Raw genomic sequence first — 13,153 nt, 5'->3', positions numbered from 1 at the left:
GCGGTTGTGCCTTGCCGTCGGCACCAGGGGCAAAGGTGCTGTCAGGATCCGTGTTCAGCCCGCAGGATTTGCCACGTACCAGTGTTTTCCTGGCTCTGCGACATGAGTTTTCACCGCAAATCCGGGTTGACTTGAGTGATCTGGAAATCCTTGCCGACGGGGTCTGGCTGCCGTTACTGAACGAGCCAGTGCTGCTGGATGCTCAGCAGATTGCAGGCGGACAGGTTCATCTGGGTGGCAGTTCGCTGCCGGCCGGGCGCTACAGTCTGCTGCGCCTGCAGATTGATCAGATCTGGACCCCCGATGGCGTTGGGGCCTGGCAACCGCGCCTGAACCAGCAGATGGAGATTGAAATCCCTCTGACCGCGGCGCTGATGCTGGACCACAACGATAGTAAAAGCCTGTTTGTTACCTGGGACGCAGCGGCAACCTTAGCCCTGAAAACGGATGCCGGCGATTTTTCTGCAGCACCGGCACAGGGTGAACTGCCGGTCGATGTGCTTTACGTCAGTTGTCCTGACATCAATACGGTATTCGTCGTGCGGACCGACAATAATCGCGTAATTGATTCCTTTGGCATCGCCGGTGGACCAACCCGGTTGGCCCTGGATGGGGATCGTCTGTATGTGCTGGCGAGCCGTCAGCGTGAACTGCTGATGATTGAGCTGTCATCCTATCGGGTGATCGACCGCTTTCCCTTCCCCCTGAATGATGAGCCCGGGGTGATGGTGCTCGACCGCCTCGGGCGCACGGCCTATCTGCTTGACCATCGGAGTGGTTACCTAAGCCGCGTTGACCTGGTTTCGGGCAGTCTGGTGGCACGAGTATCCCTGGGCTACCAGCCTGCTGACCTGATTTATCTCGAGGAGCAGAACCTCCTCGCGGTCTCCCTGGGTCTGGCGCAACGGGTGCTGTTGCTTGATCCGACCAGCCTGCGGGTACAGGGAACTTTGTCGACGGGTGCCGGCCCTGCCGGCCTGGCAATGCTGGAGCAGCGGTTGTATGTGGCTGAACAGGGGAGCAGCGCGGTTGCGGTGTTCGACCTGCAGCGCCGCGCCCCGCTTGAGCGCTTGCTGGTCGGTATCGAACCCACACAAATTATTGCGACGGATCATCAGCTCTATGTTGCCCATCCGGCTGACGGCACCCTGGCCGTACTGGTGCCCGGACAATTGAGCATTGCGCGGGAAATACGCGAGCTGGGAACTCCTGCGGAGATGGCCTATGGCCCGCGCTATCGGCAGCTCTATGTGCTTGATGCGCTGCGTGGCGGGGTGACGGTGATCGACACCAATGCTGATCTGCTCAGTACCCGTATCCCCCTGGGGGCGATTCCTGCCGATCTGGTGGTAACGCCATGAGAATCGACGTCAAGGTGCTGCTGATAGTGATGCTGCTGCTGCCGTTGCAGGTCGCTGCTTTGGAGCTTGAGGTGCTGACGCCTCCTTCCGGTTCCAGCGTGATGGCGCGTCATGCTGTGACCCATCTGGTGGTACGGCAGACCGGTTCGGAGCGGATGGTGCGCATCCAGCTGGGTAACAGTGCGCAGCTGATTGATCCGGTGGTAACGCGTAAAGCTGCCGCCGGCAAAGGAATCTATCAGCATTATCGTCTGCCTTTGGTGGCAGGGAGTAACAACTTTACCCTGGTGCCCGGAGGGAACAAGATCAACATTAATTTTCAGCCGATCCAATCAGAAATTCATCTGCGCACCCGTGGCCGGGATTTTTATTTTTTCCATGCCGAGGGCGAGCTGCCGCCAAGCTGTAACGACTGCCATACCCTGGCCGATCCGGGAAAAACTACCAAGCTGGGTCTGCCCCGCCAGGAATCCTGTTTGACCTGTCATCGCGACATGATTGAACGCAGTACGTGGAGGCATAGCGCCAGTTATAATCAGCAGTGTCTGGCCTGCCATCAGCAGTCTCTGGATCCCTGGCGCATCGGCATGCCACAATTACGTATTCGCGATTTGTGTCTGGAGTGTCATACCGGCAAACAGTCGTGGTTGAATAAGAAACATGTCCATGGTCCGATCAACCTCGGCAGTTGTACCCTGTGCCACGACCCCCACGGCGGCACCAACCCGCGCCGGCTATGGGCTGATGGTGATGCCGACCTCTGCATCAGTTGTCACAGTAACATGCTGGAGTTGACCAAGGATCGTCACCGGCGCAGTATCCCATACGTTCACGGTCTGATTACTGGTCCCGGCTGTATTGGTTGCCATGATCCCCATGCTTCCGATCATCTTTTTGTTTTGCACAGCTCGATCAATGACCTTTGCAGCAGTTGCCATCCCGGTCCAGCCCAGTCTGGAGCGCATCCGGTAGAACGCCACCCGCTGCACGGCCCCAAAGAGCTGTTGCGTCCGGGGCGAGAGTTGAGCTGCACCAGTTGTCATGAAGCGCATGGATCTCACTATCGTCATTTGTTGATTCAAACCACTCAAGGCGGGCGGCTGTGCCGTGAATGTCATGAGCAGTGAAATGATGTGTGAATCGATTAAGACAACCCGAACAGCGGCGGTTTTGTCCAGGGGGATAAGGCGTATTCTCTCTGCTGGTGTTGTCGTTATGCTGTGCTGCGGGCTCCTTGTTGCCCTGGCAGGGACTGCCGTTGCCCAGATTCCCTTGCGTTCGGTAGCGCAGTTGACAGTGGATGATGAAGGGCGTGCCCTCAATTATCCATCGATTGTTTTTTACGATTCCCAGGAAGATGAAATCTATCTGGTCAACGGTGGTACCAGTCGGGTGGTGGTTTATGGCGCCGATTTTTTCCCAGCGGTCTCGATCGGCGTCGGTCGCGGGGTGGAGGCGCCGCGCCGTGGCGCAGTGCAGAAGAATGGCGATGTCTATCTGCTGCAGGTGCGCAACGTTCGCAGTGAACGACCACGGATTACCGTGCTCAGTGGTGCTTTTTTTATCAAGCAGGAGTTCTTTCTCGACACCATTGCCGACGAGCCGGATTTCTCTCCCCGCAGTATCGCCATCAGCAAGGACGGGTTGATCTATGTCGCCAGCACAACCACCCGTGGCGCGCTGGTGCTCGATGCCCAGGGCAACTACCTGCGTCACTTGCGTCCCCTCGACAAGGTTGCCGGGGAAGAGAGGGGCGGTGGGGATGATGAAGCAGCTGCAGCTGAGGTTGAAGCACAGACCAGCGCGATTGTTTCTGTGCCCGGCCAACCCTCGGCAGCTGCGGATATCCCCGAACAGTTTCGCCCCCGTCCGGCGCGTCCGGGACGTTCCCGTCCTGATCCTGCTGCCGACCTCCTTAATCCGGTACGGGTCAATGACGTCAAAATCGACGGCCGTGGACGTATTTATCTCTTAAGTGCCGAAACCAGCAAGGTCTATGTCTACGATGCGGCCGAGCGTTTTCTGTTTTCCTTCGGCTCAAAGGGGGGGACCCCGCGGAACTTAAGCCAGCCGCGCTCCCTGGTGATCGACGATCAGCGTGAACTGATTTACATCGCCGACTATATGCGCCATTCGATTCTCGCCTACAGCCTCGAAGGTCGCTACCTGTTCGAGTTTGGCGGGCGTGGGGTGGGGCCCGGCTGGTTCAATTTTCCCGAGGATATGACCATCAACAATCAGGGGCAACTGGTGATTGCCGATCTGTTTAACCGCCGCGTCCAGGTGCTGGAAGTGCTCTACGAGGAGTTCCCCCCAAGCCTTAAAGCGCTGGTCATGCCGGATCAGCAGGAGATCACGGTGACCGGTACGCTACCGGCAGTACCGGCAAGCGTTACCCTGTTCGAAACTGATGAAGGTCAGCCATTGGAGCCGACAGCGGAGGATATCTGGTCGGTGATTGCCGGTGAATCATTGATTGAAGAGGACGTTGTTGCGGGGGCACTGTCGGCGGAAATTGAGCAGGAACCGGTGGCCATATTTCTCAAGCGCTGGGCCAACGCCTGGTCAGAGCAGGAGGTTGAGCTGTATCTGGGATGTTACGCCGCAGATTTTGTTCCCATGGGGGAGGTCAGTCGTGACGAGTGGGAGATTCAACGCCGCGAACGTTTGAACCGCTCCGCTGCCATCGCTGTGACCCTGGATCAGATTCGTATTGTGCGCGATGACGGGGATCAGGTGCGGGTTGAGGTGGTGCAGGATTACCGCAGTGATAGCTATAGCGACCGGACGAGAAAAATCTTCGAGCTGCAGTATGAGGATGACGGCTGGAAGATTTTTCGCGAGCGGTCGGTCGAGGTGCTTGGTGATTAAGTGCTGACAGGTCGTTCGAGAAAGGCAGGGGCATGATGAGGTTGAGACGTTGTTTTTTCGCCGGCTGGCTGTGGTTGGCGTTGATCGGTTGCCTGGGGTTGGCCGTCAGCGCCGCCGCCGGTCCCTATCGCGATTCGGCTCATGGCAATGCTACCTATGGGGTTGATCGCTCGGCGATTGATGCCAGACTCGCAAATTACGCCACCGGCAACTGCGCGCACTGTCATGAAATGCACGCCAGTATGGGGGGGACAGACCCCTTGCCGGCCGGAGGTGCCGCTCCCTATACCCTGTTCTCTCCGGGTTTTAATCATTCCAAGGTGAGTAACACCTATGTGGAAAGTGATGTGTTTTGTTTCTATTGCCATGGCAGTACGGGGTCGGCAGTGGTTAATGAAAGTTACAGTGTTACCTTTGGGGGTGCAACTACCGGCACCGGACCACAATCGATCATGGCGGCGTTTAACCTGACCTCGTATCATAATCTCAAGGATATCGATAATTTTCTCAGCAGCTATCCGGTCTTAAGTAACTGGTACGCGGGGCTCGGCAACCCCTGCAGTGCCTGCCACGATCCCCACCGGGTACAGCGCAACCGCGGAGTGAATCCCGGCAGTGCTATTACCCGTCCCGGTACCGGGCTGGTCTGGGGGCTGGGAGGTGATGAGACCATGTTCGCTTATTCCGGTGGAAACTATGAGGCGCCCTACGCATACGTTGGTGGTAAACGCGAGCCCAAGGATGTGGAAGAGGATCTGGACGGCACGACGACCCCGGATTATGTCAGCTTCTGCACTACTTGCCATAATACCTCAACGACCATTTACAGTACCGCTCTTGGTCGGAACCTGACTCAGATCAACTGGGCAACAACTGGTGACAAGCACGGCAAGGCACCTCGTGACGGAGCGATGGTATTCCGTCAGCCTTTCGAATCTGCTTTTGCCTCCAAGTCCAATATGGTGCTGGCCTGTGTCAATTGCCACGAACCCCACGGCTCCACCAATGTTGCTTTATTGCGAACGCGTATTAACGGGGAACCGGTTGAACAGACCATCACCGACTTCAGTCAGATGGGGTGGGCCTGCCGCCAGTGTCATATGGACGATCATAAAATCCGAGAGCTTGGTGTCAGTATCAATGTTGAGGCGAAAAAAAACGGCTGGCGTTACGCGCATCACTATGCTGAAGGTGCACCCTATGGAAGTCCAGGTTCGTGTGGAAAGTGCCATTCAGGAGGCATTCAAAATCCTCAACCTTTTGATTGTAAAGTCTGCCATGGGCATAGCATGACAGATGTGTGGGTAGAACAGTGGGATGATATGAACAGGTACCCTGACCGACGTAAAACCTTTTAATCGTGATGGTATTGCCGCTGTTAAGGCTTGAGAGGAAGACAGGGATCGTGAAAATGTTCAAACGCACAGCCATAACGGTTATTTTAGCCCTATTAATGGTGGGTGACCCTCTGTTTGCCGCTGATTTCCGCATTTGCGAGGATTGTCATTTTGAGCGCCTTGAGGCTGACCGTGGCCGCTATTACCAGCATCAGGCCTTTGTCACCAATGACTGCGCCTCCTGTCATGTGCGTGCGCCGGAAACATCGACGCTTGACCGACCGGCAGCTGCACCCCCGCCGGCGCAGCAACAGCGCATCAGCTGGATGACTGACAGTGTGTTGCCGGGTACCAGTCACTATTTTCTGCTGGCCGCTGAAGGGTTGCGCGAGACCCTGGTGGTCAGTCTGCGTGATCACCTGGGGCAGATGCATCGTGAAGATATCCCCCTGCCCCCGCTGGAGCAACTGGCTGCCGCGCCGGATGACGGCAGGACCCCGCACCTTACCAATGTACGGGTAGTGGAGGTGAAGCGTGGGGTCTTTCTCAGTGTGGCCATCGCCTGGCAGACCGATGTCCTGGCCACCGCCGAGGTGCGCTACGGCACCGCCGAGTTGAACCGGCGTAACGACAGCGTCGGTCGTCTGGGGTTTGAGCATCAGCTGATACTTAACCAGCTTGAGCCGAACAAGACCTACCGCTATCAGGTGATATCCCGTGATCTGTCCGGCCGTGAAGCGGTATCTGAAGTGCTGACCTTCTCTACCGCCCGGGAGATTGCACGCCGTCAGGATAATTCGCCGGCAATCGGGGCTTTCAGCGCACCGGCAGTGATGGTCGACTTGCGTCGGCGCGGGGATGATTATCTGCTTGAGGTGCACCTTGATCAGCCGCGGGTTGTCAGTATCGGCAGCAAAGGGGGGCCGATTGAACGTCCACGTGAGGCTGATAATGCCATGAACCGAAACCGAAACCGCCCGCATGCTGGTCTCAGTGATGAAGGCTGGAGCTCCATGGAATCCTGCCGTCAGTGCCACGAAAAAAATGTGGCGGCCAGTCATCCGGTAAATGTGTTGCCTCCGTCGGGGATGATTATTCCACCGGAATACCCAACCCTGGCTGATGGGCGCATGACCTGTGCTTCGTGTCATGCCATTCACGGCTCGGATCAGGAATATATGACGCGTCAACGCAGTAAACGCGAATTGTGTGTCGGCTGTCATCTCGACATGCTTTGATTTGGAGATAGATATATGCAAAAAATGCAAAAACGCCCGTACAAACGCAAGATTCTTAATCTGGGGGTGAAACGCGAATTTCAACTGTGGTTGTTGGTGCGTATCCTCGGTGTGGTGGTGTTAAGTTCACTGGTGGCAGTAGCTATCCTCTATCTGTATTCGCGCCAGGAGATCGCCGCCAACTTTTATACGGCCCATATCAAGATCCGCCGGATCAGTGATCTGCTCTTTCCGGTGATGGCGGCGGGTGCTGCTATCAGTGTCTTAAGCGGTATTGCCCTGGCACTGTTTCTGCCGCAGAAAGTGGCCGGCCCGGTTTACCGGGTGCAAAAAGGGCTGGATCAGCTGGCCACCGGCGATCTGACCGATCATATTGCCTTGCGCAAAGGGGATGCGTTTCGGGACCTGGCTGACTCAACCAACCGGGCAACCTCGAACCTGAAGGTACGGATAAACGAAATCAAGGAGTTGCAGCAGGAACTGGACACCTTGCTGAACACTTTGGAGCACCGCGAGGCGGCAGCCTTGACCCAGCGGCAGGGGGAGTTGCTGGCGCACCTTCGGACGCGCCTGAATTTAACCGATGTTTAGATTTTTCGCGTTTTTAAGCAAGATTGTTTGTAACTATTCACCACTGTCCTTGCGCAGGGTCGGGGTTTCTGTGGCAAGGGTGTTTGTCTCCATGGACGGCGACAAAAAGCGGTCAGGGATGACGAAAATGCATCCCTTGACATAGGAACCCCGATCCGGTGCTGAACAGATACGATTATTCCCCCCTTTGCGCTGTTGCCCTCAGCTCGCTGGTCAGGTCATCCAGCTGATTTTCCAGGCGTTGGTGGTGTTTGTTGCTGCTGCCGTCAACGCCGATCCGGCAGCCGGTCTTTTGCTTGGTAATAGTGATCCTGATGCGCTGATGAGAGGTTAGAAAACACCAGGGTAGTCCGATCAGCATCAGGATAAAACCGCTGTAAACAATCATCACCCCCGGATCCTTGTTGGCCAGCAGCAGCACCGAGCTGAGCTGGCTGACACTCACCTGATATTCCTGATTATTCCCGGCAAAGGTTATGCTCTGATGGTTGCGGACCCAGAAGTCTTCTGCCGGGGTGTTTTCACCGGCGGCAAAGCGGATCCGAGCCAGTTGGACATAGCCTTCAGGGTTGCGGGTAAATTCTGCCAGTTCAATATTGACCTGTGTCTCCGGCCAGCTGAACACCTCATGGGGAGGCGCGCGAAAGGCCTGCTGTGCGCCCGTCTGCAGGTTGCTGATGACAACGTAGTATTCGTCCAGCGGATAAAATTCGGCCAGATAGAAGTTGATGCCGTCATAGCTTAACGGGTGGTTAACGATAACCGATTGCTCATAGCTGGTGCTGTTGCGCGCATCGACGATGCGTAAGTCGGCGCGGTATTCACTGACACTGCCATCAGCATAACGCTTCACCTGGGCCTGGTCACAGGCCAGAGTAAACCCAAGGGCAATTGGTTGACGATTGCCCTGCAGAAAAATCGCCTCGGTTGATCGCCCCTCCGGCAGAAATACGTAGGCCTTAAAACCGGTCACACCACCTATAACAGCTCCCGCCAGAATGATCAGAATACTTAAGTGAACTCCATAGACGCTTAAGCGGCTCCACTTGCCGCGCTGGCCGGTTATCAGCTGACCCTCTGCGCTTTGTTGTTCCACTAGGTCGCGCCAACGATGCCGCATCAGGGTTTCTTGTAGCTGTTCTGTACAGTGGATCGCGGTCAGGGGGCTGGTGATGGTTCGCTCAGGGCCGGCAGTATTCCGCTGTCGGGTATCAGGCGGCGCCGGCGGAGCTGTTATCAGCCGCCAGGTGGTCGGAAAGCGATCGATACTGCAGATCAGCAGATTAAGGGCAAAGATCATTAGCAACAGCAGGTACCACCAGGAACTGTACATGCTGGTGAATTGCAGGGTGTCAAGGAGCCCGGCGATCGTTTCGCCAAAGGTCTCAAGGTAGTAGTTCGGCTCCTGATCCTGTTTGATCAGCGTGCCGATGATGGAAGTGACCGCCAGCACAAGGAGAATGAGCAGGGCAAAGGGTACAGATGCAAAAAAACGCCAGAGACGTTTGAGCGTATTGGGCATGGTGCGTCGGTTATCCTTTGATCACGCAAAAAAATGGGGTGGTCGTAAGACCACCCCGATTACAGCGTTATATGAGCAGAATAAACGCCATTTTATCGCAGGTTGTCCAAATCATGAGCGGTATTGTGACAATCCATACAGAGCGGGAAACGATCATGGATGCCGCTGGCATGGGGTTTGCCGTGACAATCAGTACAAGAGGCGACAGCCGGGTGGTTGTCGCTGTGACAGGTGGCGCAGCTGATATCGCGGTGTTTGCTCGGGCTCGAGCGCAATTCGTTCAGGGCTGCCGTATGACAGGAAGCACAGAGCATATCTGCGGTGGTGTCCGGGTAGGCCAGCACCGTCGGCTCATGGGCTGCGTGACAGACCGCGCAGTCAGTCTCTGCCATGGTGGCCGAGTGGGGCTGGTGGCAGGAAGTACAGTCCGGGGTGTAGCCATGGGTATCGGCATGGCAGAAGTTACAGGAGACGTCAGCATGCATGCTCGGATTGGCGGTCATCTCGGTGCCCTGCTGATCATGACAGGTCAGGCACTCGGTAGTCAGTTCGCCGGTCAAGGTGACTTTCAATGGTTTATGCGGGTTATGACAGCCGCTGCAGCTGATCAGTTCATAGTGGGGGCTGCCGGCATGACAGTCAGCGCAGGAAGGAATGTTGTTGGCGTTGACCGGGCGATGTCGGGCGTGGCAGTCGAGGCAATTGATAGCAAACTGGTGGGCAGCACCATCTTTTGCAATCTGCTGTGGTTCGAGGCTGTGACACTTGATGCAATCATCCACCTCAAGGGTTGCGGCAAGCAGTGGGGAACCGGCAGCGACCAGCAGTGTCAGCATCAACAGAAACAGCAGCAGGAGCTGACAGGATATACGCGTAATGAACATGAAAACCTCCCTTGTGCACATAAAAAAATGACAACATTAAAAATAGCAGTTGAACAGCAGTCGCATTATTGCAATAAACAGACCATCCGGAGTGTTGTGGAAAAGTAAGGATAAATCGGAGTGTTGAGCAAAAGGCGTCAAATGGGAGGCTGGTGAAATCACCAGATTGCTCCATGGCATACCAAAAAAAACTGGGGAAATGGCGAATGATTGTTAGCGCAGTCGTTGACAGAGCAAACCGGCAATAATCAGGGCCAGGCCAATGAAGGTGGCGGCAAGAATCTGCTCACCGAGGAGAAAATAAATAAAAATCAGCGAGAGAAAGGGGGACAAAAAAATCAGGTTGCTGATGCGGGCGGTGTTGTCGGTGAGTTTCATCGCCATCAGCCACAGGACAAAACAGGCCCCCATCTCAAAGGTGCCGACATAGGCCGCGCCCATCAGCCCTTCCAGTGGCGGCCGGCGCAGATCGCTGGTCAGCAGATAGTAGCCCAGAACAAAGGGGAAGCTGAACAGAAAGTTGACAAACAGGGCAACCACCGGGTCACGCTGGTCGCGGGTATTGTAAATCCAGTACAGAGCCCAGACAACGGTGCTGAGTAGCGCCAGGGTCACGCCTAACGGGCTGGTGAATTTCAGGCTGAGGATATTGCCTTCGGTCGAGATGATCACCACGCCGCAGTAACTGACGACCAGGGCCAACCATTGTTGCCAGCGGATCTGTTGTTTGAGCAGGGGGACCGCCAGCAGGGACAGGACGATGGCCCAAGTATAATTCAATGGTTGGGCCTGCTGGGCCGGGAGCAGCTCGTAGGCTTTGAACAGGATCAGGTAATAAAGGAAGGGACTTAAAAATCCCAGAAAAATCGAGAGCAGGTATTCCTGGCGGCTGCATTGGAAGACCAGGCGAATTTTGCCCTGATACAGAAGGATCATACCCAACAGTGCAGTTGAAAATACCCCCGAGTAGAGCAGCAGCTCAATCGGGGTGAAATGGCGCAGGGAGAGCTTGAACGCGGTGGCTACGGTTGACCACAGCAGGACCGCCGCCAGACCGAACAGCAATGCTTTACGCTGCTGATTCATGAGGTATTCCCGGCTTGGCTGAGCGGCGGCGGATTACCAGAACGGCCAATCCCGAAAATATCAGGCCAATGCCGAGACCCGCCTGCAGATTGAGAATCTCGCCAAGAACAAAAATGCCCAGTAATGCCGCAGTCATCGGCTCGGCCAGGGAAAGGGTAACGGCACTGCCGACGGCGACGGTCTGCAGGCCGCGGGCAAACAGCCAGTAAGACAGGGCCATGGTCGCCAGTCCCAGGTGCAGGATCACCAGGATTGAGCCGGGCTGCACCATCCATTCCGGGTCAATTCTGAATAATGCCGGCGATAATATCAGTGCACCGAGACAGACGACAATCGCCATCACGGCATTGGGGCTTTGATGTTCCAGCAGTCCTTTAATCATCAGGGTGTAGCCGGCATAGGCCGCGCCGGCACAGATAGCCAGGGCCACGCCTAAGGGGTCGACGGTAACATCGCCGCCGCTGAAGCCTAAGAGCATACAGCCGAAGATTGCCAGCAGGGTGGCAGCGTACCAGCGTCTTCCCGGTTTTTCGCCACGAAAGATCAGCGCCAGCAAGCCACCGGCGATAGGGGCGCTGCCGATACCGACAACGGTACCTACGGCAACCCCGGTTTTGGCGACAGCGCTGAAAAAGGTCAGCTGGTAGGTAGCGGTGAAAAGGGCTGCCAGCAGCAGGGGGCGCAGCTGCCAATCACGAAAAGAGCCTAATTCCCCACGGTAGATGGTGAGCAGCAGCAGGGCAATGCCACCCACCAGCAGGCGCAGGGCGCCGATGGCTGCGGAATCATAGCCGGCTGGGGCAAAAGCTTGGGCGGTGCCGGTGGTGCCCCACAGCATGGCTGCGCCCAGAACCAACCAGGGGCCGGCTGCCGGGGAGTAGGAAGAGGGTCGGGTGGAGTTTGGATCAGCCATGATATTCCTTAACAATTTGTCTGCCGACGGGGCGCTGTAGCAGCACAACAGCAACCAGTCGGCCAATCACATAAGCGCCGGCTGCTGCCGTGGCTCCAGCCAGGGGCAAGTATAGCAGCGCGACAAACATCAGCAAGAAGATAACCGCTGCTTCAACCGCGGTGGCAAGGGAGACCGGTCGGGTCAGGCGCGTCACAATCAGGATGGAGCGTTGGAAACAGATGAACACCGTTAACGCCGGAAACAGGGCCATGATTTGCAGTGGGGTCGCGGCAAAAGCAGCGAGGGTCGGGGTGAGTCCGGAAACTTCTTCAAACCAGATACGATTAAGGGGGGTAAAAGCAATCAGGGTCAGACAACCACCGGTGGCGACCGCGAGCATGACGGCAAAATTGCGAACCTTGGGATAGTTGTCTTTATTCTCACCAAGCAGGGCGATGGCGATCTCCTGATAGGAAAGACCAACCGCGCGAAAGACGAAGGTCAGCCCATAGATTACCGGCATGACTGCCAGGGATTCCACCGGATTGGGGGCACGGCTTAAGAAAAGGGTCACCATCGGGTGAACGGACAAACCGATCAAGGGGGTCAGGGCCAGGGGCAGGTAATGATTCGCGATGTCACGATAGCTGGGGATATGAGCGCCCGGTGACGGCTCTTTTGCCAGTAACGCAGCAACCGCCTGGTGGGCCAGAACCCGGGTCATCAGGGCCTCGGCGACAACGCCGCTCGACAGGGCCAAGGCACCGATGATCGCCCCACTGATGGATGTGGTCAGGTAGCAGAAGATGGCGGTTGCGCCCATGAAGCTGATGCGAAACATGGTGGCCAGGGCGATCCGTCGGGTGTTGTGATCGGCAATCAGTACCCCCTGATAAAAACGCCGCAGGCCGATGGCGCCGGGCCAGGGGAGCAGAAAAAACAGGGCGGTGCGGGTCAGATCGGCAACCTCCGCCGGCAGACCGATGAGGGAACGCACCACCAGATCATAGACCGGGGGGAGCAGAAACAGGGCCAGGGCCAGGGTCACCGCGAGACTTAAGGCAATCGAAAAATGGCGCAGACGTCGGTAACTGATGCGATCATTACACAGGGCGGTGGCGGAACTGAGCAGCATGATCACCGGCGCTTCGGCAACCAGGGCAAAAGCGAAGGCAACACCATAGGCGGCGAGATTAACGGCTTCGGCCCCCATGCGCGCAATGATGGCGGCAATAAAAGGACCTTCGACCGCCATCATCAGCCAGGTGGCGGCCAGCGGCAGCCAGAAACGGAAGATTTGGGGATAGGTTGCGATTTGCGGGGTTTGGGTCATGTTTAGATGCGTTCAGCTTGTCTGGGTCACGGGGT

General features: G+C 56.5%; 11 protein-coding genes. 6 read left to right on the top strand and 5 right to left on the bottom strand.

Annotation, left to right across the window (positions count from 1 at the left end; translation table 11 throughout):
* Nucleotides 1-35 precede the first annotated feature (35 nt).
* The 6 genes from ICT70_RS10435 to ICT70_RS10410 are packed head-to-tail and all read left to right on the top strand — an operon-like array spanning nucleotide 36 to nucleotide 7,398.
* Nucleotides 36-1,361 (top strand): YncE family protein, encoded by a 1,326-nt coding sequence (locus ICT70_RS10435; RefSeq protein ID WP_191156314.1) that lies wholly within the window; start codon nucleotides 36-38, stop codon nucleotides 1,359-1,361.
* Nucleotides 1,358-2,488, top strand: coding sequence for a cytochrome c3 family protein (locus ICT70_RS10430; protein ID WP_191156312.1), 1,131 nt, complete (start codon nucleotides 1,358-1,360; stop codon nucleotides 2,486-2,488). Before ICT70_RS10435 ends, ICT70_RS10430 begins: the two co-directional genes overlap by 4 nt.
* Nucleotides 2,478-4,232 carry a L,D-transpeptidase Cds6 family protein gene (locus ICT70_RS10425; RefSeq protein ID WP_224746977.1) on the top strand — a complete coding sequence of 585 codons (1,755 nt, stop codon included), beginning with the start codon at nucleotides 2,478-2,480 and terminating at the stop codon, nucleotides 4,230-4,232. Before ICT70_RS10430 ends, ICT70_RS10425 begins: the two co-directional genes overlap by 11 nt.
* Nucleotides 4,233-4,264: 32 nt before the next feature.
* Entirely contained in the window at nucleotides 4,265-5,590 is a 1,326-nt protein-coding gene (locus tag ICT70_RS10420) for a cytochrome c3 family protein (RefSeq protein ID WP_191156308.1), read from the top strand.
* Nucleotides 5,591-5,643: 53 nt separating this feature from the next.
* Nucleotides 5,644-6,807 carry a cytochrome c3 family protein gene (locus ICT70_RS10415; RefSeq protein WP_191156306.1) on the top strand — a complete coding sequence of 388 codons (1,164 nt, stop codon included), beginning with the start codon at nucleotides 5,644-5,646 and terminating at the stop codon, nucleotides 6,805-6,807.
* 15 nt (nucleotides 6,808-6,822) lie between these two features.
* Nucleotides 6,823-7,398 (top strand): methyl-accepting chemotaxis protein, encoded by a 576-nt coding sequence (locus ICT70_RS10410; RefSeq protein WP_224746976.1) that lies wholly within the window; start codon nucleotides 6,823-6,825, stop codon nucleotides 7,396-7,398.
* Between the two features lie 175 nt (nucleotides 7,399-7,573).
* On the opposite strand, the gene ICT70_RS10405 is transcribed toward ICT70_RS10410, so the two are convergent.
* From ICT70_RS10405 to ICT70_RS10385, 5 genes are all read right to left on the bottom strand, one after another.
* The gene (locus ICT70_RS10405) at nucleotides 7,574-8,920 is read right to left on the bottom strand and encodes a cytochrome c biogenesis ResB family protein (RefSeq protein ID WP_191156304.1); all 1,347 of its coding nucleotides are present in this window, start codon (nucleotides 8,918-8,920) and stop codon (nucleotides 7,574-7,576) included.
* A 92-nt stretch (nucleotides 8,921-9,012) separates the two neighbouring features.
* Nucleotides 9,013-9,804: a cytochrome C gene (locus tag ICT70_RS10400; protein ID WP_191156302.1), complete on the bottom strand. Its 792-nt coding sequence runs from the start codon at nucleotides 9,802-9,804 to the stop codon at nucleotides 9,013-9,015.
* A 213-nt stretch (nucleotides 9,805-10,017) separates the two neighbouring features.
* Nucleotides 10,018-10,890: a DMT family transporter gene (locus ICT70_RS10395; protein ID WP_191156300.1), complete on the bottom strand. Its 873-nt coding sequence runs from the start codon at nucleotides 10,888-10,890 to the stop codon at nucleotides 10,018-10,020.
* Nucleotides 10,874-11,803 carry a DMT family transporter gene (locus ICT70_RS10390; RefSeq protein ID WP_191156298.1) on the bottom strand — a complete coding sequence of 310 codons (930 nt, stop codon included), beginning with the start codon at nucleotides 11,801-11,803 and terminating at the stop codon, nucleotides 10,874-10,876. The genes ICT70_RS10395 and ICT70_RS10390 overlap by 17 nt, the downstream gene beginning before the upstream one ends.
* On the bottom strand, nucleotides 11,796-13,118 hold the full coding sequence (locus tag ICT70_RS10385; RefSeq protein WP_191156296.1) for a hypothetical protein: 1,323 nt from the start codon (nucleotides 13,116-13,118) through the stop codon (nucleotides 11,796-11,798). Before ICT70_RS10385 ends, ICT70_RS10390 begins: the two co-directional genes overlap by 8 nt.
* Between the last annotated feature and the right edge of the window lie 35 nt (nucleotides 13,119-13,153).

The organism is Pelovirga terrestris, from assembly GCF_014773365.1.
Lineage (GTDB): Bacteria > Desulfobacterota > Desulfuromonadia > Desulfuromonadales > Geopsychrobacteraceae > Pelovirga > Pelovirga terrestris.
Note: the sequence above shows the minus strand (reverse complement) of the source record. Positions and strands in the feature narration are given on the sequence as shown.

What these genes read in the sequence shown, in the direction of transcription:
- ICT70_RS10400 (WP_191156302.1), bottom strand. Translation starts at nt 9,804, where the DNA reads ATGTTCATTACGCGTATATCCTGTCAGCTCCTGCTGCTGTTTCTGTTG.
- ICT70_RS10395 (WP_191156300.1), bottom strand. Translation starts at nt 10,890, where the DNA reads ATGAATCAGCAGCGTAAAGCATTGCTGTTCGGTCTGGCGGCGGTCCTG.
- ICT70_RS10415 (WP_191156306.1), top strand. Translation starts at nt 5,644, where the DNA reads ATGTTCAAACGCACAGCCATAACGGTTATTTTAGCCCTATTAATGGTG.
- ICT70_RS10385 (WP_191156296.1), bottom strand. Translation starts at nt 13,118, where the DNA reads ATGACCCAAACCCCGCAAATCGCAACCTATCCCCAAATCTTCCGTTTC.
- ICT70_RS10410 (WP_224746976.1), top strand. Translation starts at nt 6,823, where the DNA reads ATGCAAAAAATGCAAAAACGCCCGTACAAACGCAAGATTCTTAATCTG.
- ICT70_RS10390 (WP_191156298.1), bottom strand. Translation starts at nt 11,803, where the DNA reads ATGGCTGATCCAAACTCCACCCGACCCTCTTCCTACTCCCCGGCAGCC.
- ICT70_RS10420 (WP_191156308.1), top strand. Translation starts at nt 4,265, where the DNA reads ATGATGAGGTTGAGACGTTGTTTTTTCGCCGGCTGGCTGTGGTTGGCG.
- ICT70_RS10430 (WP_191156312.1), top strand. Translation starts at nt 1,358, where the DNA reads ATGAGAATCGACGTCAAGGTGCTGCTGATAGTGATGCTGCTGCTGCCG.
- ICT70_RS10405 (WP_191156304.1), bottom strand. Translation starts at nt 8,920, where the DNA reads ATGCCCAATACGCTCAAACGTCTCTGGCGTTTTTTTGCATCTGTACCC.
- ICT70_RS10425 (WP_224746977.1), top strand. Translation starts at nt 2,478, where the DNA reads ATGAGCAGTGAAATGATGTGTGAATCGATTAAGACAACCCGAACAGCG.